18 protein-coding genes and 1 pseudogene are annotated in these 20,614 nt (G+C 35.5%); 17 read left to right on the forward strand and 2 right to left on the reverse strand.

Features of this window, described 5'->3' with window-relative positions; genetic code table 11:
- The first annotated feature begins 124 nt into the window (after positions 1-124).
- The 8 genes from rpsD to ctlX all read left to right on the forward strand — a co-directional run bounded on the left by rpsD (position 125) and on the right by ctlX (position 8,649).
- Positions 125-730, forward strand: coding sequence for a 30S ribosomal protein S4 (rpsD, locus tag E0F98_RS07685; RefSeq protein ID WP_066334062.1), 606 nt, complete (start codon positions 125-127; stop codon positions 728-730).
- Positions 731-751: 21 nt separating this feature from the next.
- Entirely contained in the window at positions 752-1,744 is a 993-nt protein-coding gene (locus E0F98_RS07690; RefSeq protein WP_132110135.1) for a DNA-directed RNA polymerase subunit alpha, read from the forward strand.
- Positions 1,745-1,807: 63 nt separating this feature from the next.
- Complete coding sequence (gene rplQ, locus E0F98_RS07695) at positions 1,808-2,296, forward strand: 50S ribosomal protein L17 (protein WP_132110137.1); 489 nt, start codon at positions 1,808-1,810, stop codon at positions 2,294-2,296.
- A 242-nt stretch (positions 2,297-2,538) separates the two neighbouring features.
- Positions 2,539-3,639: a glutamine-hydrolyzing carbamoyl-phosphate synthase small subunit gene (carA, locus tag E0F98_RS07700; RefSeq protein ID WP_132110139.1), complete on the forward strand. Its 1,101-nt coding sequence runs from the start codon at positions 2,539-2,541 to the stop codon at positions 3,637-3,639.
- A 281-nt stretch (positions 3,640-3,920) separates the two neighbouring features.
- Positions 3,921-5,213: a phosphopyruvate hydratase gene (gene eno / locus E0F98_RS07705; RefSeq protein WP_132110141.1), complete on the forward strand. Its 1,293-nt coding sequence runs from the start codon at positions 3,921-3,923 to the stop codon at positions 5,211-5,213.
- A 155-nt stretch (positions 5,214-5,368) separates the two neighbouring features.
- Positions 5,369-6,652: a citrate synthase gene (locus tag E0F98_RS07710; RefSeq protein WP_132110143.1), complete on the forward strand. Its 1,284-nt coding sequence runs from the start codon at positions 5,369-5,371 to the stop codon at positions 6,650-6,652.
- Between the two features lie 68 nt (positions 6,653-6,720).
- A complete protein-coding gene (locus tag E0F98_RS07715; protein WP_132110145.1) occupies positions 6,721-7,635 on the forward strand; it encodes a dimethylarginine dimethylaminohydrolase family protein in 915 nt (304 codons plus the stop codon).
- 78 nt (positions 7,636-7,713) lie between these two features.
- Positions 7,714-8,649, forward strand: coding sequence for a citrulline utilization hydrolase CtlX (gene ctlX / locus E0F98_RS07720; RefSeq protein WP_132110147.1), 936 nt, complete (start codon positions 7,714-7,716; stop codon positions 8,647-8,649).
- Between the two features lie 54 nt (positions 8,650-8,703).
- Here the strand turns inward: ctlX and E0F98_RS07725 are convergent, their stop codons facing one another.
- Positions 8,704-9,333, reverse strand: coding sequence for a MarC family NAAT transporter (locus tag E0F98_RS07725; RefSeq protein ID WP_132110149.1), 630 nt, complete (start codon positions 9,331-9,333; stop codon positions 8,704-8,706).
- Positions 9,334-9,508: 175 nt separating this feature from the next.
- Between E0F98_RS07725 and E0F98_RS07730 the strand changes: the two genes are divergently transcribed.
- Positions 9,509-9,874 carry a CoA-binding protein gene (locus E0F98_RS07730; protein ID WP_132110151.1) on the forward strand — a complete coding sequence of 122 codons (366 nt, stop codon included), beginning with the start codon at positions 9,509-9,511 and terminating at the stop codon, positions 9,872-9,874.
- A gap of 98 nt (positions 9,875-9,972) precedes the next feature.
- Here E0F98_RS07730 and E0F98_RS07735 read toward each other — a convergent pair.
- Positions 9,973-10,314: pseudogene (locus tag E0F98_RS07735) on the reverse strand (sodium:solute symporter); the annotation flags it as partial.
- Positions 10,315-10,427: 113 nt separating this feature from the next.
- On the opposite strand from E0F98_RS07735, the gene recR reads away from it, so the two are divergent.
- The 8 genes from recR (at position 10,428) to E0F98_RS07780 (ending at position 19,883) form a co-directional block, all read left to right on the forward strand.
- The gene (gene recR, locus E0F98_RS07740) at positions 10,428-11,048 is read left to right on the forward strand and encodes a recombination mediator RecR (RefSeq protein ID WP_132110153.1); all 621 of its coding nucleotides are present in this window, start codon (positions 10,428-10,430) and stop codon (positions 11,046-11,048) included.
- A gap of 70 nt (positions 11,049-11,118) precedes the next feature.
- Positions 11,119-11,910 carry a polysaccharide biosynthesis/export family protein gene (locus tag E0F98_RS07745; protein ID WP_132110155.1) on the forward strand — a complete coding sequence of 264 codons (792 nt, stop codon included), beginning with the start codon at positions 11,119-11,121 and terminating at the stop codon, positions 11,908-11,910.
- Between the two features lie 15 nt (positions 11,911-11,925).
- Positions 11,926-14,400: a polysaccharide biosynthesis tyrosine autokinase gene (locus tag E0F98_RS07750; protein ID WP_132110157.1), complete on the forward strand. Its 2,475-nt coding sequence runs from the start codon at positions 11,926-11,928 to the stop codon at positions 14,398-14,400.
- A 24-nt stretch (positions 14,401-14,424) separates the two neighbouring features.
- Complete coding sequence (locus tag E0F98_RS07755) at positions 14,425-15,408, forward strand: SDR family oxidoreductase (protein WP_132110159.1); 984 nt, start codon at positions 14,425-14,427, stop codon at positions 15,406-15,408.
- 98 nt (positions 15,409-15,506) lie between these two features.
- Positions 15,507-15,752, forward strand: coding sequence for a four helix bundle protein (locus tag E0F98_RS07760; protein WP_243699209.1), 246 nt, complete (start codon positions 15,507-15,509; stop codon positions 15,750-15,752).
- Positions 15,753-16,207: 455 nt separating this feature from the next.
- The gene (locus tag E0F98_RS07770; protein ID WP_132110163.1) at positions 16,208-17,599 is read left to right on the forward strand and encodes a UDP-glucose 6-dehydrogenase; all 1,392 of its coding nucleotides are present in this window, start codon (positions 16,208-16,210) and stop codon (positions 17,597-17,599) included.
- Between the two features lie 487 nt (positions 17,600-18,086).
- A complete protein-coding gene (locus E0F98_RS07775; RefSeq protein ID WP_132110165.1) occupies positions 18,087-18,551 on the forward strand; it encodes a UpxY family transcription antiterminator in 465 nt (154 codons plus the stop codon).
- 48 nt (positions 18,552-18,599) lie between these two features.
- Complete coding sequence (locus tag E0F98_RS07780; protein WP_165929294.1) at positions 18,600-19,883, forward strand: nucleotide sugar dehydrogenase; 1,284 nt, start codon at positions 18,600-18,602, stop codon at positions 19,881-19,883.
- The last annotated feature ends 731 nt before the right edge of the window (positions 19,884-20,614 follow it).

Raw genomic sequence — 20,614 nt, forward strand, 5'->3', positions numbered from 1 at the left:
ATACTGTGTTCGCCTCGGCGAATCAGTATTTTTTATAAAACAAAATTATAGTATAACCTAGATTGAATTTCGATTATTGAAGGATCAGACCTGAATTCATAATCTCAATCTTAAACAATTTAAAATGGCAAGATATACTGGTCCTAAAACTAGAATTGCTCGTAAATTTGGCGAAGCAATATTCGGAGATGACAAAGCATTCGAAAGAAGAAGTTACCCACCTGGACAACACGGGATGGCTAAAAAAAGAGGAAAAAAATCTGAGTATGCAATCCAGTTAATGGAGAAGCAAAAAGCTAAATATTCTTACGGAATATTAGAAAAACAATTCAGAGGTTTATTCAAAAAAGCATCAGCTACTAAAGGTGTTACTGGTGAAGTTCTTTTACAATTATGTGAAGCAAGATTAGATAACGTTGTATTTAGAATGGGTATTGCTCCTTCTAGAAGAGGCGCTAGACAACTTGTATCTCACAGACATATCACAGTTAACGGTGATGTAGTAAATATTGCTTCTTACCACCTTAAACCTGGTGACAAAGTTGCTGTTCGTGAAAAATCTAAATCATTAGAGGCTATCGAACGTTCTTTATCTAATTCAAGTCATGTTTATGAATGGATTACTTGGAACAATGATGTTAAAGAAGGTACTTTTGTTTCTGTACCAGCTAGACTTCAAATTCCAGAAAACATTAAAGAACAATTAATCGTAGAGTTGTACAACAAATAATAATTGACTTAGTCGAAATTTATGGCAATATTTAATTTTCAGAAGCCCGATAAAGTTATCATGATCGATTCAACCGATTTTGAAGGTAAATTTGAATTTAGACCTTTAGAACCGGGATACGGATTGACCGTTGGTAATGCACTTAGAAGAGTTTTGCTTTCAGCATTAGAAGGTTATGCAATTACATCCGTTCGTATAGAAGGTGTAGATCATGAGTTTTCTACTATCTCAGGAGTTGTTGAAGATGTTACCGAAATCATTCTTAATCTTAAACAAGTACGTTTTAAACGTCAAATTGAAGATGTAGATAATGAAGCAGTTACTATTTCTGTGTCAGGTAAAGATCAATTAACAGCTGGTGATTTTCAAAAATTTATTTCAGGTTTCCAAGTTTTGAATCCAGAACTAGTTATCTGTAATTTAGATCCAAAAATCAAATTGAACTTCGATTTAACAATCGAAAAAGGTAGAGGATATGTTCCTGCAGAAGAGAACAAAAAACAGAACGCAGCAATTGGAACCATTTTTACGGATTCTATTTTTACTCCGGTAAAAAACGTAAAGTATTCAATTGAAAACTTCCGTGTTGAGCAAAAAACAGATTATGAAAAATTAGTTTTCGAAATAAAAACTGATGGTTCTATCAATCCAAAAGATGCCCTTACTGAAGCAGCCAAAGTTTTAATTCACCATTTCATGTTGTTTTCTGACGAAAGAATTACACTCGAGGCTGATGAGATCGCACAAACAGAATCGTATGATGAGGAATCATTACATATGAGACAATTGCTTAAAACTAAGCTTGTTGATATGGACTTATCTGTAAGAGCATTAAATTGTTTGAAAGCGGCTGAAGTTGATACACTTGGAGATTTAGTATCGTTCAATAAAAATGACCTAATGAAATTCCGTAATTTTGGTAAAAAATCTTTAACAGAACTAGATGAACTAGTAGCTATTAAAAATTTGAACTTCGGAATGGATTTAGCGAAATACAAACTAGATAAAGAATAAATTACTTCATATTTTGATCTCCAAAACGGATAGTATCAAGATGAAAGTATAAAAAAACACGTCATGAGACACGGAAAAAAATTCAACCACTTAAGCAGACAGACAGCACATAGAAAATCTATGTTAGCTAATATGGCTTGTTCTCTTATTGAGCACAAACGTATTAACACTACTGTGGCTAAAGCGAAAGCGCTTAAACAATTTGTTGAGCCTTTAATAACAAAATCAAAAACGGATACGACTCACAACCGTCGTATTTGTTTCGCTTACTTACGTAGCAAATATGCGGTAACTGACTTGTTCAGAGACGTAGCTGCTAAAGTAGGAGACCGTCCAGGTGGATACACTCGTATCATTAAAGTTGGAAATCGTTTGGGAGATAATGCTGATATGGCAATGATCGAACTTGTAGATTTCAACGAACTTTACAATGGTGGTAAGAAAGAAGTTAAAAAAGCAAAAAGCCGTCGTGGTGGAAAAGCTAAAAAAGCAGATGAAGCTACTGAAGCTCCAGCCGCTGATGCTGACACAACTACAACAGCTGCTGAATAGTTATGAAGATAACCATTCAATAAAAGATAAGGATAAACTATTAGTAGTTTATCCTTTTTTTTTGCTTTTTTAGGAGTAAAATTGGGAGATTGGCTGTTTATGTTTTGGTTTTAAAATACTGTATTATTCATACTCTAGTAGAAGTAAAAGGGTTAGTCTCGCCACATTTTGTTTCATAATAAATTTTAAAAGTTTGCATCCATTGTATTAATAAATTAAATTTGCACAATATTTAACTACACATGAAATATACAACACGACAAAGCGCCATACTTTTACTAAGTGACGGCACCATTTTTCACGGAAAATCAATAGGTATTAGCGGAACTACTTTTGGAGAAGTGTGCTTTAACACCGGAATGACTGGTTATCAAGAAATCTTTACAGATCCTTCTTATTTTGGACAAATAATGGTCGCTACTAATGCTCATATTGGGAATTATGGTGTGAATGAAAACGAAGTAGAATCAGATGGGATTAAGATTTCTGGTTTGGTATGTAAAAATTTTAGTTTTAACTATTCAAGAGCTGATGCTTCAGAAAGCTTAGAAGAATACTTCATTAAGCAAAACCTGATTTGTATTTCAGATGTAGATACTAGAGCGCTTGTAAGTTATATTAGAGACAATGGCGCTATGAATGCGGTTATTTGTACTGATGGAACTTCTGTTGAAGAATTAAAGGCTTCTTTAGCTAATGTTCCTGACATGAAAGGACTTGAGTTAGCTTCTAAGGTATCTACTAAAGAGCCTTATTTTTACGGCGATGAAAATGCAACGTATAAAATAGCAGCCTTAGATTTAGGGATCAAAACAAATATACTTCGCAACCTTGCCAAAAGAGATTGTTACATTAAAGTTTTTCCTTTCGATTCAACTTACAATGATTTAGCTTCTTTTAATCCAGATGGTTTTTTCTTGTCTAATGGACCTGGAGATCCAGAGCCACTTGCGGGAGCAATTCAAGTAGCAAAAGAGATTCTTGAAAACAATAAACCTTTATTTGGAATCTGTTTAGGACATCAGGTTATTGGGTTAGCAAATGGAATTTCGACTTATAAAATGTTTAACGGTCACCGAGGGATAAATCACCCGGTTAAGAATTTAATTTCCGGTAAAGGTGAGATTACTTCGCAGAATCACGGTTTTGCAGTTAACAAAGAAGAGTTAGAAGCAAATGCTGATTTAGAAATCACGCACGTTCATTTAAATGATGGAACTGTTGCGGGAATGAGAATGAAGGATAAAAATTGTTTTTCAGTTCAATATCATCCAGAAGCAAGTCCAGGACCTCACGATTCGTCTTATTTATTCGATCAATTTATTGAAAATATTAAAAAATAGGAATCTATTTCTTATTTTTTAGAACACAAATCAGATGCTTTCTTTTTAATTAAAGTCAGCATCTTTTTTTTATTTATACTATTCGAAAATAGTAATGTCGCTAGAAATGGAAGTTCTGATTTAGGTAAATCGGTGAATATTAAGATGATTTTTCTAAAAATGTGAAAAAGTTTTTTAATTATGCATAATTATAACGTTTTCGTTAATAAGATTAAATATTTTCATATTATCATTACAAAAGATAGGATATATTTGTATTTTATAATTTAAAATAAAGTAATATGAGTATTATTATCAAAATTCACGCAAGACAAATTTTCGATTCAAGAGGGAATCCAACAATAGAAGTAGATGTAGTTACTGAACATGGTGTTTTAGGTAGAGCGGCAGTTCCATCTGGAGCTTCAACTGGAGAACACGAAGCAGTTGAGTTACGTGACGGAGGAAAAGCTTATTTAGGAAAGGGAGTTTTGAATGCAGTGAAAAATGTTAATACACTTATTGCAGAAGAGCTTTTAGGAACTTCAGTTTTTGAACAAAATGTAATTGATCAAATGATGATTGATTTAGATGGTACGCCAAATAAATCGAAATTAGGTGCAAATGCTATATTGGGTGTTTCGCTTGCTGTTGCAAAAGCAGCTGCTAACGAACTAGGTTTGCCATTATATAGATATGTAGGTGGAGTTTCGGCTAATACGTTACCAGTTCCTATGATGAATATCATCAATGGAGGTTCGCATTCTGATGCGCCTATCGCATTTCAAGAATTCATGATTTTCCCTGTAAAAGCAACATCTTTTACACATGCTATGCAAATGGGAACTGAAATTTTCCATAGCCTAAAAAAGGTATTACACGATAGAGGTCTTTCTACCGCTGTAGGTGACGAAGGTGGTTTTGCTCCAACATTAGCTGGAGGAACGGAAGATGCTTTAGATACAATCAAAAAAGCAGTTGAAAATGCTGGGTATACCTTTGGTGATGAGATCATGGTTGCTTTAGACTGTGCTGCCGCAGAATTTTATGTAAACGGAAAATACGATTACTCTAAATTTGAAGGTGAAACTGGAAAAGTAAGATCTTCAGCGGAGCAAGTCGATTATTTAGCTGAATTAGTGGCTAAGTATCCAATTATTTCTATCGAAGATGGTATGGATGAAAATGACTGGGATGGTTGGAAATTGCTTACAGAGAAGATTGGAGATAAAGTACAATTAGTAGGTGATGATTTGTTTGTTACTAACGTAGAGCGTTTGTCTACAGGAATCGAAAGAGGAATCGCTAACTCAATACTTATTAAAGTAAACCAAATTGGTACTTTAACTGAAACAATTGCAGCGGTAAACATGGCTAAAAATGCAGGTTATACTTCTGTAATGTCTCACCGTTCTGGAGAAACAGAAGACAATACAATTGCTGATTTAGCAGTTGCCTTGAATTGCGGTCAAATTAAGACTGGTTCTGCATCTCGTTCTGATCGTATGGCTAAATACAATCAGCTATTAAGAATCGAAGAAGAACTTGGAGATACTGCTTATTTTCCTGGTAAAAATGCATTCAAGATAAAATAAGGCTTATTTTTATAATTCCAAAGGCCATTCGATTTATTCGGATGGCTTTTTTTTGTTGGTTTTAACAATATCATTGTCAATTTCTCTTTTTATTTCCTGTTATTATTCTTAGATTTGGTAAATTATTAAATATAAAGTTTTATTTTCAAAATATTATGTCAAAAACAGCTATAATAGAAATTGATGGCAAGAGGTTTGAACTTCCAGTTGTAGAGGGAACTGAAAACGAACAAGCGATCGATATTAACAAATTACGTGATTTAACTGGGATCATTACACTTGATCCAGGGTATAAAAATTCAGGTTCTTGTACTAGTAAAATTACTTTCTTAGATGGAGAACTAGGAATATTGCGTTATAGAGGATATTCAATTGAAGACTTGGCTGACAAAGCTGATTTTCTAGAAGTTTCCTTTCTTTTAATCTTTGGAGAGTTGCCTACTGTAGAGCAGTTGAAACAATTTGAAGATGATATTAGAAAGCATACTTTAGTTAATGAGGAGATGAAAAACATCATTGATGGTTTTCCAAGAACAGCACATCCAATGGGTGTATTGGCGGCATTAACTAGTGCATTAACTGCATTTAACCCTAAGTCGGTGAATGTTGAAAATGAAAAAGAAATGTATCAAGCCGTTTGTAAGACTATGGGTAAGTTCCTAGTTATAGCAACTTGGACGTACAGAAAAAGTATGGGTTATCCTTTGAATTATTACGATAATACTAAAGGATATGTTGAGAATTTCATGAGATTAATGTTTGAAGTACCAACGGAGCCTTATAAAGCAAATCCGATTGTTATTGATGCATTGGATAAATTGTTCATCCTTCACGGTGATCACGAGCAAAACTGTTCTACCTCTACGGTAAGAATGGTGGGTTCCTCTCATGCGGGATTATTTGCATCTATTTCGGCAGGTGTTTCTGCACTTTGGGGACCACTGCACGGTGGAGCAAATCAAGCAGTGCTTGAAATGCTCGAAGAAATCCATAAAAATGGTGGGGATACAGATAAATATATGGCTAAGGCCAAAGACAAAAACGATCCTTTCCGTTTGATGGGATTTGGTCACAGAGTATATAAAAACTTTGATCCACGTGCTAAAATCATTAAAAAAGCGGCAGATGAAGTTTTAGAAACTTTAGGTGTTGACGATCCTATTCTTGCTATTGCAAAAAAATTGGAAGCATTAGCGCTGGAAGATGAATATTTCAAATCTAGAAGCTTATATCCAAATGTAGATTTCTATTCTGGAATTATTTACAGAGCATTAGGAATTCCTACTGATATGTTTACAGTAATGTTTGCAATAGGACGTTTACCGGGTTGGATCGCACAATGGAAAGAAATGCGTGAGAACAAAGAGCCTATTGGAAGACCAAGACAAATATACACAGGATCTCCTTTAAGAGATTTTAAGACTGTTGATAAACGATAAATTCAATTTTAAAAAGCTTCACTAACTAGTGAGGCTTTTTTTTATCTTTGTCCAAATTGATTGGCTATATGTTAAAATTAAATGTTAAGAATGAGACTTCAAGATTGCGAGCAGTGGTTCTAGGAACTGCAGCGAGTAATGGACCAACGCCAACGGTAGCCGAAGCCTATGACCCAAAATCGTTAGAGCATATATTGGCAGGAACTTATCCGCTGGAAAGTGATATGGTAAACGAAATGGAGGTTTTTAATAAAGTGCTTCAAAAATACAATGTCACCATATATAGACCCGAATTAATGACTGATTACAATCAGATATTTACAAGAGATATCGGTTTTGTAATTGACGACATTTTTATTAAGTCGAATATTTTGCCTGAGCGTGAAAGAGAATTAGACGCGATTCAATATATTATTGATCAGATAGACCCCATAAAAGTGGTGCGTCCTCCTGAAGAAGTACATATCGAAGGCGGAGATGTGATGCTTTGGGATGATCATATTTTTATTGGTACTTATAAAGGAAGTGATTATAAAGAGTATATTACCGCAAGAACAAATAAGGAAGGAGTGCAGTTTATAAAAGACTTGTTTCCTCATAAAACCGTTAAGGAATTCGATTTAGTTAAATCTAAAATTGAAGCTCGCGATAATGCGTTGCACCTTGATTGCTGTTTTCAACCGGTAGGTCCTAATAAAGGAATTATATACAAAAGGGGGTTCCGTGAAGAAGCGGATTATATGTACCTTGTTAAGCTCTTTGGCAAAGATAACTTGTTTCATGTCACAAGAGAAGAGATGTACAATATGAATTCAAATGTGTTTTCTATTGATTCGAATGTGGTGGTTTCTGAAAAAAACTTCACTCGGTTAAATAACTGGTTGCGATCTTCTGGATTTACAGTAGAGGAAATTCCTTATGCGGAGATTTCTAAGCAAGAAGGATTATTACGCTGTTCCACATTACCTTTAATTAGAGATTAAAAAAAAACATTCAAAGTTTAAGGTTTCTAATAGCAGTTCGCATCTTTAAATCTTAAACTTTAAAAAAAAATAAATATTATGAGACAAACTACAAATTCGATATTGATGATTCGCCCGGTGGCGTTTAGAATGAACGAACAAACGGCAGTTAATAATTATTATCAAAAAGTAATTGAGGGACTTTTACCAGCAACAGTAAATGCAAAAGCGCAACAAGAATTTGATGTTTTTGTCGAAAAATTGCGTGCTGTGGGTGTTGACGTAATCGTGGTCGATGATACTTTAAATCCAGATACTCCAGATAGTATTTTTCCGAATAACTGGGTTTCTTTTCATGAAAATGGAGATGTGGCGCTGTATCCAATGTTTGCGGTGAATCGCCGTGAGGAACGCCGTGAGGAAATTTTGGACACCTTAGAAGAAAAAGGTTTTAAAATCGAAAATATTGTAGATTATACTTCTGCCGAAGAGGATGGTTTTTTCTTAGAAGGAACCGGAAGCTTGCTTCTTGATCGAGTGAATGAAAAAGCATATTGCGCCTTGTCTTCTCGAGCTGATGAAGAACTATTTATTGAGTTCTGTGAGGATTTTGACTATGCACCTGTTGTTTTCGAAGCTTTTCATACTGTAGATGGAGAACGTAAATTGATTTACCATACGAACGTTATGATGTGTTTGGGAGAAACATTTGCTGTTATTTGTACAGACAGTATCGATGACAAAAAAGAACGCAAAATGGTTCTGGATAACCTTAAGAAAGACAATAAAGAAGTAATCACAATCACAGAAGCACAAGTAAATAATTTTGCTGGAAACATGCTGGAAGTACGCGGCGCCGATGATAAAAGATATATCGTAATGAGTTCGGCGGCACATCAAAGTCTAACGCCAAAGCAAATAGAACAGTTAGAAAAACATGCTGCGATTCTTAGCTCAAGTTTAGATACTATCGAAGCTTGTGGCGGTGGAAGCGCCAGATGCATGATGGCAGAAATATTTCTACCTAAAAATTAACTAATTCTAAAAAAAAATCTGACTCAGAATATTCGAAGTCAGATTTTTTTTTAGTTATAAAAGATTTGTTTTGATAATATTGATGATCGCACTTACTATATATTGAATTCCAATCGCAATTACAATAAATCCCACGATTCTCGATATAGCAACAATTCCTGACGCACCTAGTATTTTAGCTAAATAGTGAGCACTTTTTAAAATTATAAAAATGGCAATCGCAATGGCAAGAATGGCTAGCGAAGAAATAATTATTTCACTTGTAGAATGATGTTCTTGGTAAAACGCAATTAATAGAGAAATCGATCCAGGACCAGCAAGCATAGGGATAGCAAGCGGCGTTAAAGCAATATCATTTCGGCCTTGTGCATCAGATTCTGCTTGTTTAGTGATACCTCTTTTCTTAGAAAATTCTCCGGAAAGCAACGAGAATCCTGAACTTACAATAATTATTCCACCGGCAATTCTAAGCGCATCGATACTAATTCCGAAAAATACCAAAACATATTGTCCAATAAAAAAGGATACGATAAGAATAATAAATACATTAATAGCTGTCCATAAAGATATGCGCGAACGTTCTTTTTTGCTGTCATCTTGGGTTAGCCCAACAAATATAGGGACAGTTCCAATGGGATTTAAGACCGAAAAAAGAGCAGCAAATAAATATATAAAAAGTTCCATGGTTTTTCTCGAAATTAGTTAGTGTTCGTGCCTCTCGAAGCAATTTTTAGACTAAGAAAAGATTATAATAGACGGAGTCGCATCATAATTATAAAGCATAAGAAAACGAAAGATATTAATTTATATTAAAACGGACTATAGTATTTTAGTACTTTTACAGAAAAATAATAAAATAATGAAAAATAAGAAGACTTTAGTCCTTGGTGCATCGACAAAACCAGAGAAATATGCATACAAAGCGATTACTATGTTAGTTGATAAAGGACATTCAGTTCTTGCCATTGGACAAAATGCAGGAGAAGTAGCCGGTATCAAGATTAATACTAAAGCGATTCCTTTAAAAAATATTGACACAATTACTTTATATCTAAATCCGACCCGTCAAAAAGATTATTACAACTACATAGTTGAAACGAAACCAAAACGGGTGCTTTTTAATCCAGGAACAGAGAACCCAGAATTGTACCAACTATTAGAGCTAAATAACATTAAGTCAGAAGTAGCTTGTACATTGGTTTTATTGACTACAAATAGGTATTAAGTAGCTGAATAACTTAATAAGATATTGATTTCGTCTCCGTTTTAAAACCGAGACGAAATGCAATTATAACCTTTTGTCTTGCGTGGTTTAAATCAAAATTAAAACCGAGTTTCTTCTACTGCGGGTTTGCTAATCAGTAGTAGTCCTATGAAGGTTATTAGTCCGTTTATGATAATCAGTTCATTATCGAATACATATCCAAAAAATAATACTTTTGAATTTTCACTTAGCAGCAATGTTAGTGCTGGAGAAAGCAAGCAAATGAGCGGTACAAATTGATCTTTCACCGTTTTTGTTTTCATAAATAAACCGAATCCATACAATCCTAGTAATGGACCGTAGGTATAAGAAGCAATTCTGAAAATCATTCCTACCACTGAGCTGTCGTTGACAGAGTTGAAAAAAACAATCACCAAGAACATTAGAAAGCAAAAGCCAATTTTTTAGCTAATCCGTTATTTGGCCGTTATTTTATTTGAAAGCATAAGAATTTGTAACAGCGATTATTTAAATAAGCATTTAAAGAAATAAACAAATTACTACATTTGTAGTTATGGAATTTTCATCAAAATTAATAGAAAAAGCGGTTAACGAAATTTCTCAATTGCCAGGAATTGGCAAGAGAACTGCCTTGCGGTTAGTGCTGCATTTATTGAAACAGCCCAAAGAACAAACTGGTTTTCTAGCTCAGGCATTGCTTAATATGCGTGAAGATATTAAGTATTGTACAAATTGTCACAATATTTCGGATAGTGAGATTTGCGAAATTTGCGCTAATAAAAGTCGGAATCATCAGATTGTGTGCGTCGTAGAAGACATACGTGATGTCATGGCAATCGAAAACACAGGGCAATTTAGAGGAGTTTATCATGTTTTAGGAGGAAAAATATCGCCAATTGACGGCGTTGGGCCAAGTCAGTTGCGAATTGGTACCTTGGTCGAAAAAGTAAAAGCGGGAAGTGTAAACGAAGTTATTTTTGCTTTAAGCTCAACAATGGAAGGCGATACCACTAATTTTTATATTTATAAGCAGATCGCTGATACCGAAATTGTAATTTCGACAATTGCACGCGGAATTGCAGTTGGGGACGAGTTAGAATATGCAGATGAAGTGACTTTAGGAAGGAGCATACTTCAGCGCGTTCCTTTCGAAAAGTCTTTCAAAAATAATTAATTGCGCTAATAAATAACTAAACTTTTGATATAGTAAATGAAAAGCTATATTTGTTAAATAAAATATAAATATGAGCAAGCATATATTCTATTTGTTACTAATTATAAGTATGTTGTTTACGTCTTGTATTCCTACGCAGGATTTAATTTATTTACAAAAAAAGAGTACTTCGGATTTAGAAACTGGCATTTCAGCTGTTGTTGCTAAGCCCTATCGATTGCAAACTAACGATGTGCTAAGTATTAGTATTAAGGCGATTGATCCAAAATTAGTTGCTATTTTCAGTACTACAAATCAGGGAGAAGCTGGGAAATCAGAATCTGGATTGTATTTTGATGGTTTTACAGTTGATGATCACGGAAATATTAGAATGCCTGTTTTAGGAGAATTAAATGTTATTGGTTATACTTTGGATGAAGTAAGAGTTAGAATCGAAAAGCAATTGCTGGAGGACTATTTTAAAAAAGAAGCTAATATTTTTGTAATTGTAAAATTAGCGGGCTTCAAGTACACCATTAATGGAGAAATAGGGAGTACGGGAACAAAAACCTTGTTTCAGGAAAACGTGACTATTATGGAAGCGATTGCAAACGCGGGAGATATCACTATTACAGGAAACAGAAAGGCCGTTACCATTATTAGAAAATCACCAACGGGAGTGGAAATGCACGATCTCGATCTTACAGATATCAAGGTGATGAATTCTCCTTATTTTTATTTACAGCCTAATGATTATATATATGTCAAACCACTCAAGCAAAAAACTTGGGGAACAGGAAAGACTGGAATAGAATCGCTGGGAACTTTTATTACAGTATTATCATTGGCAACAACGACTTTTTTCTTGTTATTTAAAAACTAAAACAGAAATCAAAAAATGTTAGATATAAAAGATTTTTCGATTTTTGAAAACGAGCTTAGTTTTGACTTTAAAGGGTTTTTGATAAAAATCGGGAGTTACTGGAAATGGTTTTTAGTAAGTTTAATCATCACTTTTACTATAGCCTATCAGGTGAATATTCGTAAAGGGAAGGTGTATAGTATGGAGACACTTATTTCTGTAAAAGAAGAAAGCAATCCTTTGTTTACTTCTAATACCAGTCTTGTTTTTAATTGGGGCGGCACATCTGACCAGGTTCAAACCATTTCAACCACAATACAGTCCAGATCACATAATGAATTAGTGGTTGATAAACTACAGTATTATATCAATTACTTAGTTCAGGGAGAATATGCGCTCGAGGACGCTTATGGCGCTGTTCCTTTTTATGTCGAAATCGATAAGACAAAAGGGCAGCTGGCAGGAAGTCTAATCGGGATTACCTTTTTGAGTGAAAGTGTCTATGAAATTAGAATCCCTTTTGAAAGTCAAAATGCCTCATTAATTACGTATTCTGATAATTCATATAATAATACCGCCGTTGCAACAGGGGATTTCGTCAAGCGATATAAAGTAGGAGAACGCGTGTCTTTACCGTTTCTGAATTGGAAATTACAAATAAATGACAACCCAGGCTTCTATAAAGGCAATGAGTATTTCGTTTCATTTAGTGATTTTGATGGCACTGTTGCGGCTTATAAGGGAATAAATGTTCGTTCAGATGATAAAGGTGGTTCCATAATTACACTTGGGATGCAAGGCGGGAATAAGGCACGAATGGTAGAATACCTGAATTCGACCGTAAAAATGTTGATCAAAAGACAGCTCGACAGTAAGAACCAGTTTGCCACAAATACAATCGCTTTTATTGACAGTACCTTAATTGCGATGGAGTCGCAGTTGAAAGAAACCGGAAATGAGCTAAAATCATTTAGACAAGGCAAGAACATCTACGATATTGAAGATGGTGGAGCTAAGTTTTCTGATAAAATGCTCGAATTTGATGTCAAAAGAGATGAAGTAACCCGCAAAATATCCTACTATAATAGCTTAAAGTCGTATCTAAAGAATAGCGTTGATTACTCAAAACTTCCTGCTCCCTCAGTCGCGGGTATTGACGATCCAAATGTGGTGACCAATGTTTCTAAATTGATTTCACTTTCAGGCCAACGATCCGAAATGGCTTATGCTGTAAAAAGTGATAAGATATTTAAAGATTTTGACAACCAGATGGCGGCGATTAAGAACGTATTGCTAGAAAATATTGCATCGGCTAAAGCTTCGTTACAATATGATCTGGCATTGATTAATAATAAAATTGGTCAAACCGAAAGTACCATTAAAACACTTCCAGATGACCAACAGGAATTGATAAAAATAAAAAGAAAGTATGATTTAAGCGATAATATTTACAATACTTTTCTTCAAAAAAGAAGCGAGGCTGATATTGTAAAAGCGGCAAATTTATCAGATATTCATTTTATTGATCCAGCAAAAGATGTAGGTGGCGGCCAAATTGGTCCACGAACTTCCGCTAATTATGTTTTAGCACTTTTTCTTGGAATTCTGTTCCCCTTGTTGTTTGTGTTTTTTATTTTCTTTATTAACAATTCCATTCAAAATACAGACGATATAGGGAAACTTACAAGTATTCCATTGATTGGAGTAGTAGGTTTGAATAAAGAAACTTCAGATTTGGCGGTCTATGACAGGCCTAAATCTGCATTATCTGAATCTTTTAGAGCGATACGCTCTTCACTTCAGTATTTGTATAAAAAACAAAATGTAGATGGTGGTAAGACATTGATGATTACATCATCAGTCAGTGGAGAAGGAAAGACATTCTGTTCTATAAATATCGCTACTGTTTTTGCTTTAAGCGAAAAAAAGACAGTTATCATAGGTTGTGATTTAAGAAAACCCAAATTATTTGAAGAGTTTAATTTGTCTAATGAGGTTGGAATCGTAAACTATTTAATCAAGCAAAAAACTGTAGACGATATTATCAATCACACTCAGATTCCTTATCTTGATGTGATTCTTTCAGGACCTGTCCCTCCTAATCCTTCAGAATTGATAATGAGTGATAGTTTTGGAGAGTTGATTGAGGAATTAAAGAAAACTTATGATTATATCATTTTAGATACTCCGCCAGTGGGATTGGTTTCTGACGCTTTAGAATTATCTCAATATTCAGATGTTACGCTATATATTGTAAGGCAGAATTTTTCTAAAAAAGAAATGATCACTTTGTTAAACAATAGGGTAAAACGTGGGGAACTAGACAATGCCAGTATTATTTTTAATGGTTTTGAAAACAAGGCTAAATATGGTGCGGGTTATGGTTACGGTTATGGCTACGGTTACGGCTATGGCTATGGTGCCTACTCCAATGGATACAACGAAGAAGATAAGCCAAGAAACTTATTTGAAGTAATTCGAAGAAAATTGAGGGTAAAACGAAAAAAATAAAAGCAGGATTTTAAATTAATATAAATGAAAGAGGGAATAAAAAGTAAGATATTAATTACCGGTGGAGCTGGGTTTATCGGTTCTAATCTTTGTGAGTATTTTTTATCGAAAGGGCATCGCGTAGTTTGTTTGGATAATTTTGCTACGGGACACAGGCATAATTTGAAAGACTGTATCGATAATCCAAATTTTCAGTTGATTGAAGGTGATATTCGGGATGCTGTTGATTGCCAGAATGCAGTAATAGGAATTGATTATGTGATGCATCAGGCAGCTTTGGGATCTGTGCCGCGATCTATTAATGATCCGGTTACTACCAATGATGTCAATGTATCTGGTTTTTTGAATATGCTGGTAGCAGCTACAGATGCTAAAGTGAAACGCTTTATTTATGCAGCTAGCTCTTCTACTTATGGAGACTCTGTGGGGTTGCCAAAAGTGGAGGATGTCATAGGAAAGCCGCTTTCTCCTTATGCGATAACAAAATATGTAAACGAACTCTATGCTGATATTTTTAGTAAAACATATGGTTTAGAAACAATAGGATTGCGTTATTTTAATGTTTTCGGTCGGAAGCAGGATCCTAATGGCGCGTATGCGGCCGTAATTCCGAAGTTTGTGATGCAATTAATGAATCATGAAACGATCACCATCAATGGAGACGGAAATCATTCCCGTGATTTTACTTATATTGAGAATGTCATTCAGATGAATGAATTGGCGATGACCACAGAAAATTCAGGTGCTGTGAATACGGTGTATAATACAGCCTATGGAGATAGAAATACATTAAATGATTTGGTAAACTATTTAAAAGAATATTTATCGGAATATGATCCTGAAATAGCAGAAGTAGAAGTTTCGCATGGTCCTAACAGAGCGGGAGATATTCCGCATTCTTTGGCTAGTATCGCTAAAGCAAAAGAGTTGTTGGGTTATGAGCCGAGGTATTCGTTGCAAGAAGGTTTGAAAGAAGCGGTTGAGTGGTATTGGGGTAATTTGAGGTAGTTTTCTGTTGTCAGTTATCTGTTATCCGTTAGTAGTTATCCGTTATGGTTATGTGTTGTCTGTTATCCGATTGAGAATGAGGCACGAAAACCGAAAATATGAAAAGCTATAAAGATTTAGATGTTTACAATTTAGCGTTGTCTTTGTTTTACAGAACACATAGACTTTCTTTAACTTTGCCAAAGTATGAATTATACGAACTAGGGAGCCAAATCAGGAGGTCTTCTGATTCTGTTGCAACTAATATTGTTGAAGGTTACGGAAGAAAACGATATAAGATGGATTTTATCAAGTTTTTAACATATTCTCACGCGAGTAATTTAGAAACAATTTGCCATCTGTAAAAATTAATAATACTTTATCCATACTTATCAGTGGATCTGATTTTGCTTCAAAAAGAGTATGATATCTTGGGGGCGAAATTATTTTCATTTTTACGTTATGTTGAAAATAATTGGAATAAATTTGAATAGAGAGTTGTCTGTTGTTAGTTATGTGTTGTCTGTTATCTGTTATCCGTTATTGGATTTGAGTTATCCGATTGAGAATTGATTGCTATAGAGAGTGAGGCACGAAGTGCCGAAAACCGAAAACCGAAAACCGAAAACCGAAAACCGAAAACCGAAAACCGAAAACCGAAAACCGAAAACCGAAAACCGAAAACCGAAAACCGAAAACCGAAAACCGAAAACCGAAAACCGAAAACCGAAAACCGAAAACCGAAAACCGAAAACCGAAAACCCCGAAAACCGAAAACCGAAAACCGAAAACCGAAAACCGAAAACCGAAAATAGAAGAAATGAAAATTACAAAAATTTGTTGCATTGGAGCGGGATATGTTGGTGGGCCAACAATGGCAGTGATAGCACAAAAATGCCCGCATATTCAAGTTACAGTAGTGGACTTGAATGCAGAGCGTATTGCGGCATGGAATGATGAAGATTTAAATAATATTCCAATTTACGAGCCGGGACTAGATGCAATTGTGGGGGAAGCAAGAGGAAGAAACTTATTCTTTTCGACTGAGGTTGAAAAAGCAATTGACGAGGCGCAAATCATTTTTATCTCGGTGAATACTCCTACCAAAACTTACGGTAAAGGAAAAGGTATGGCAGCCGACTTGAAATACATTGAGTTATGCGCCAGACAAATTGCTAAAATTGCCAAGGATGATAAAATAGTGGTGGAGAAATCGACGCTTCCGGTGCGAACTGCTGAAGCGATTAAAAGTATTCTAGACAATACCGGAAATGGGGTGCAATTCCAAATTTTATCTAATCCAGAGTTTCTGGCGGAGGGAACTGCGGTGCAGGATTTATTAAATCCAGACCGAATATTGATTGGTGGAGACACCACTGCCGAAGGTCAAGAAGCGATTCAAACTCTTGTTGATGTTTACGCTAATTGGGTGCCGGTCGACAAGATATTGACTACTAATGTGTGGTCGTCTGAATTGTCGAAGTTGACTGCAAATGCGTTTTTGGCACAAAGGATTTCGTCTATAAATGCGATGTCGGAGCTTTGTGAGAAAACAGGGGCTGATGTAAATGAAGTTGCCAGAGCCATTGGAATGGATAGTCGTATAGGGCCAAAATTTCTGAAAGCATCTGTAGGTTTTGGTGGTTCTTGTTTCCAAAAAGACATTCTGAATTTGGTTTATATCGCTAAATCCTACGGATTGAATGAAGTGGCCGATTATTGGGAACAGGTGATTATCATGAACGATCATCAAAAAAGACGTTTTTCGAGTAATATCGTACAAACGCTTTACAACACAGTTTCTGATAAAAAAATTACGTTCTTAGGTTGGGCTTTCAAAAAAGACACAAACGACACTAGAGAGTCGGCTGCTATTTATGTAGCTGACGATCTGATTAATGAAAACGCAAAAATTGCGGTATACGATCCTAAGGTTTCCAGAAAGAAAATCTTAGCTGATTTGGATTATTTGGAATCTAGAAAAGCAGAGAATAATGCAAATGCAATTCTGTCATTTGAAGATCCTTATGAAGCCTGCAAAGAGGCGCATGCCATAGCGGTGCTTACGGAATGGGATGAGTTTGCTCAGTACGACTGGCAGCGTATTTATGATTCGATGCAAAAGCCGGCATTTGTTTTCGATGGTAGAAATGTATTAGAGGGTGCTGTTTTAGAGAAAATTGGGTTTATTTATCAGGGGATAGGTTCGTGAAATCCTCACCCCGGCCCTCTCCTCCCGATAATTATCGGGAGGAGAGGGAGACGAAGTGGTGAAAAGTGTTGTGTGTATATGATATAATTTAGGCAAATTAAACGTTTGTTGAGGATAACTACGGGTGAGTTTTTTGCTGTATTTTAATAAAAAAGCTGTCGCTATTTTATTAAATACTCGAACTGAGGTGTGTTAATTAGATAGTAATAAAAAAGCTGTCGCTATTTTATTAAAACATTCGAACTGACGGATGCTAATAAGATAGTAAAAAAAAAAGCTATCGCTACTTTATAAAAATAGTCGAACTGACATATAAATGATTGATTAAACTTCTGGATATATAACCGATATCTTAGTCGGGCAGCTTAATGATGCATAAGATTAGTGCTAATTAGTGTAATTTGTGGTAAAAAAAATAAGCTTCATCAATTAAATATTCGAAATAAAGGAATAAGAACTGGATTTTTATTCGAAAATAAAATACAAAATGAACTGGTACGTAGTCTATACAAAACCCAAATGGGAGAAAAAAGTAGCGGAGCAACTAACAAAGTTTGGACTTGAGTGTTATTGTCCTATGATAACGCAGGTACGACAATGGTCTGACCGAAAAAAGAAGGTAACGGTACCTCTTTTTAACTCCTATATTTTTGTGCAGTTGGAAGATTCCGAGCGGAATTTAGTATTCCAATCAGCGGGGGCGGTGCGGTATTTGTTTTGGTTGGGGAAAGCTGCTATTGTTCGTGATGAAGAGATTGCAACTATTAAAAAATGGTTGGATACGCCTGATGTATATGATATTTCGATAGATGCAATACAAGTTGGAGATAAAATTACTTTAGAATCGGGGCCGTTTTCTACGCAAGAAGCTGTTGTTCAGGAAGTGAATAAAACGCATTATATATTAGTCTTGGAGTCTTTGGGTTGTGTTTTGAAAATGAAGATCAAGTAATCGTAATAATTTGGAATGTAATTATAGGTTGCAACTAATAGAAAAAATATGAGTTCTAGAATAAAAATAGCAGTTATTGGGTTGGGTTATGTAGGATTGCCTTTGGCACGTTTATTTGCAACAAACTATGCTGTTGTAGGTTTTGATATCAACCAAAGCAGAATTGATGGATTACGTTGCGGTATAGATCATACCTTAGAAGTTTCTGATTCGGTGCTGAAACAAGTTTTGGTTTCGAATCCTTCAGAAGCAAATGGTTTGTTTTGTTCTTCGGACATTGTCGATATCAAAGATTGCAATTATTACATTGTTACGGTTCCTACGCCAGTAGATAAAAATAACCGTCCTGACTTAACTCCTTTGTATAAATCATCTGAAACGGTTGCTAAGGTCTTGAAAAAAGGAGATATTGTTATTTATGAGTCAACTGTTTATCCCGGAGTTACCGAGGAGGAATGTGTGCCTGTATTAGAAAGAATTTCGGGATTGCGATTTAATGTTGATTTTTTTGCGGGCTATTCGCCAGAACGAATTAATCCTGGAGATAAAGAACATACTGTTGATAAAATATTGAAAGTTACTGCGGGCTCCACAGCTGAAACCGGTCAAAAGGTAGATCAATTGTACCGGTCTGTGATTACCGCAGGTACCTACTTGGCGCCTTCGATAAAAATAGCCGAAGCTGCTAAAGTGATTGAGAACTCACAGCGGGATATAAATATAGCGTTTGTTAATGAGTTGGCTAAAATCTTCAACTTAATGGATATTGATACTCAAGAAGTATTAAAAGCTGCTGGAACCAAATGGAATTTTCTACCTTTTAAACCAGGACTGGTTGGCGGACATTGTATTGGTGTCGACCCTTACTACTTGGCTCAAAAAGCGCAAGAATTAGGGTATCACCCAGAAATTATTCTAGCGGGCAGACGCTTGAATGACAGTATGGGGGATTATGTTGCTTCTCAAATCGTGAAATTGATGATTAAAAAAGGAATTTCGGTTAATGGCGCTACGCTTTTAATGCTAGGAATTACTTTTAAAGAAAATTGTCCTGATGTTCGCAATACTAAAATTGTAGATGTGATTTCAGCCTTAGCTGATTATGGAATTACATTTACGATTTATGATCCTTTGGCTAATCCGGATTCCGTATACCACGAATATAAATTAAAAACTATTGCGGTAGTACCCAATCAAAAATTTGATGCCATTGTTCTGGGTGTCGCGCATACCGCATTTTTAAAGTTGGACTTGTCACAATTGCAGAATACAAAAAGTGTGTTGTATGATGTGAAAGGGGTTTTGGGGGATGAGGTTGATGGGAGGTTGTAAGTTATGGGTTATCGGTTGTCTGTTATCTGTTATCTGTTGTCGGTTTTCCGTTATCTGTTGTGAGTTAGTTCGACACACAGTTTGTCATCCCGACAGAGGAGGACTCGAGGGTTTACCCGAACAGGAGAAGCAATCTCCACATAGTTTTAGTTCTGTTATCGGTTGTCGGTTTTCTGTTATCTGTTGTGAGTTAGTTCGACACACAGCGTGTCATTCCGGAGGACTCGAGGGTTTACCGCAACAGGCGAAGCGATCTTAAACTCCAATAATCAAATTGCTGAGACGCTTCCAGCGTGACAGACTGGGTGGTTAAACTTGTGTGGGTGATTTTGAAGTTAAACGTTACAAATTAACATCTAGTTTGTCATTCCGGAGGAATCTCACGCTCCAATAAGCCAATTGCAAAGACGATTACAACTTGGTAAACGGTGTAGTGTAAACTGTGTGTTTCCTGGTTTGTGTGAGACGCTTCCAGCGTGACAAACTTTGAGAATGAACGTTACAAATTAACAGATGCTTTGTCATCCGAGGGACGAAATAATCTGCACACTCCCGCCTGCCAACGCTAAAATTCACGCCGTAATTTTACATATAAAAATAGTAGGGCGGGGTTAAGACTGCTAATGATAAGGTTTTCCGTTTTGATTGGTGGTATGGAAAAAATTCCGGGGATATTAGACTGTACCCTGACCACTGCTCACTCACTTCTCAAACTCTCAATTATGACTTAA

The organism is Flavobacterium hiemivividum, assembly GCF_004349145.1.
In the GTDB taxonomy this organism is placed as follows: Bacteria; Bacteroidota; Bacteroidia; order Flavobacteriales; family Flavobacteriaceae; genus Flavobacterium; species Flavobacterium hiemivividum.

Bases quoted from the DNA above. Each gene is read 5' to 3' on its own strand.
- E0F98_RS07710 (WP_132110143.1), top strand. From the start codon at position 5,369: ATGTCAAAAACAGCTATAATAGAAATTGATGGCAAGAGGTTTGAACTT.
- E0F98_RS07745 (WP_132110155.1), top strand. From the start codon at position 11,119: ATGAGCAAGCATATATTCTATTTGTTACTAATTATAAGTATGTTGTTT.
- carA (WP_132110139.1), top strand. From the start codon at position 2,539: ATGAAATATACAACACGACAAAGCGCCATACTTTTACTAAGTGACGGC.
- E0F98_RS07730 (WP_132110151.1), top strand. From the start codon at position 9,509: ATGAAAAATAAGAAGACTTTAGTCCTTGGTGCATCGACAAAACCAGAG.
- eno (WP_132110141.1), top strand. From the start codon at position 3,921: ATGAGTATTATTATCAAAATTCACGCAAGACAAATTTTCGATTCAAGA.
- recR (WP_132110153.1), top strand. From the start codon at position 10,428: ATGGAATTTTCATCAAAATTAATAGAAAAAGCGGTTAACGAAATTTCT.
- rpsD (WP_066334062.1), top strand. From the start codon at position 125: ATGGCAAGATATACTGGTCCTAAAACTAGAATTGCTCGTAAATTTGGC.
- E0F98_RS07775 (WP_132110165.1), top strand. From the start codon at position 18,087: ATGAACTGGTACGTAGTCTATACAAAACCCAAATGGGAGAAAAAAGTA.
- ctlX (WP_132110147.1), top strand. From the start codon at position 7,714: ATGAGACAAACTACAAATTCGATATTGATGATTCGCCCGGTGGCGTTT.
- E0F98_RS07755 (WP_132110159.1), top strand. From the start codon at position 14,425: ATGAAAGAGGGAATAAAAAGTAAGATATTAATTACCGGTGGAGCTGGG.
- E0F98_RS07690 (WP_132110135.1), top strand. From the start codon at position 752: ATGGCAATATTTAATTTTCAGAAGCCCGATAAAGTTATCATGATCGAT.
- E0F98_RS07750 (WP_132110157.1), top strand. From the start codon at position 11,926: ATGTTAGATATAAAAGATTTTTCGATTTTTGAAAACGAGCTTAGTTTT.
- E0F98_RS07760 (WP_243699209.1), top strand. From the start codon at position 15,507: ATGAAAAGCTATAAAGATTTAGATGTTTACAATTTAGCGTTGTCTTTG.
- E0F98_RS07780 (WP_165929294.1), top strand. From the start codon at position 18,600: ATGAGTTCTAGAATAAAAATAGCAGTTATTGGGTTGGGTTATGTAGGA.
- E0F98_RS07725 (WP_132110149.1), bottom strand. From the start codon at position 9,333: ATGGAACTTTTTATATATTTATTTGCTGCTCTTTTTTCGGTCTTAAAT.
- E0F98_RS07770 (WP_132110163.1), top strand. From the start codon at position 16,208: ATGAAAATTACAAAAATTTGTTGCATTGGAGCGGGATATGTTGGTGGG.
- rplQ (WP_132110137.1), top strand. From the start codon at position 1,808: ATGAGACACGGAAAAAAATTCAACCACTTAAGCAGACAGACAGCACAT.
- E0F98_RS07715 (WP_132110145.1), top strand. From the start codon at position 6,721: ATGTTAAAATTAAATGTTAAGAATGAGACTTCAAGATTGCGAGCAGTG.